Source organism: Acidiphilium sp. PM, from assembly GCF_000219295.1.
GTDB classification, from domain to species: Bacteria; Pseudomonadota; Alphaproteobacteria; order Acetobacterales; family Acetobacteraceae; genus Acidiphilium; species Acidiphilium multivorum.
Genome location: NZ_AFPR01000393.1, coordinates 1 through 749, shown reverse-complemented (window position 1 = coordinate 749; position 749 = coordinate 1). Strand labels below are relative to the sequence as shown.

Genomic DNA, 749 nt, shown 5'->3' with positions numbered 1-749 from the left:
CAACGGCGTGCTCACGGTCCGCCCGATCAGCGGCGAGCTGCCCGGCGGCCCGGTCTCCGGCACGCTGATGGTCGACGCCGCGGCAAATCCGCCGAGCGTGCGCCTCATCGAACAGGCGCCGGCCTTCCGCCTCGGCCCGCTGCTCCGCCTGCTCGGCCAGCCCGGCTCGGCCTCGGCGACGGTGCAGCTCTACGCCGATCTCGGCGGCGCCGGCTCCACCGCGCATGACATCGCCTCGACCCTGAACGGCTCGCTCGGCGTCTCGACGGTGAACGGCGAGATCGACGGCGCGCTGCTCGACCGGCTGCTGACCGCCGCCGGCCTGCCCGCCGGCGTCGCCGGCGCCCAGGGCCCGGTGCAGCTGCGCTGCTTCGCCACGCGGATCGACGCCCATGCCGGCCTCGCCAGCATCCGCGCGCTGACGCTCGATTCCAGCCGGCTGTTCATGACCGGCGGCGGCACCGTCAACCTCGCGACCGAGGGGCTCAACGTCGTGCTCCGGCCGCAGACCGATCTCGGCGGCGGCGCCACGCCGATCCCCTTCGCGGTCACCGGCACGCTGGCGCATCCGGCCACCGGCATCGCCCCGCCCGGCGACTATGCCCAGGCGATCGCCGCCGCCGGCCAGAAGATGGGCGGCGGGCAGACCCTGTTCGGCCAGATCACCCGCCAGCTCGGCCTGGCGCCGCGCTCCGCCGCGCCGCAGAGCTGCGCCTCGGCCCTGGCTCTCGCGCGGATGGGCCATCCCG

1 protein-coding gene is annotated in these 749 nt (G+C 76.0%); it reads left to right on the top strand.

Translation table 11 applies throughout. The features are described from left to right. The coding region (locus APM_RS12970) for an AsmA-like C-terminal region-containing protein (RefSeq protein ID WP_039888652.1) at window positions 1–749 on the top strand (749 nt) is incomplete at both ends.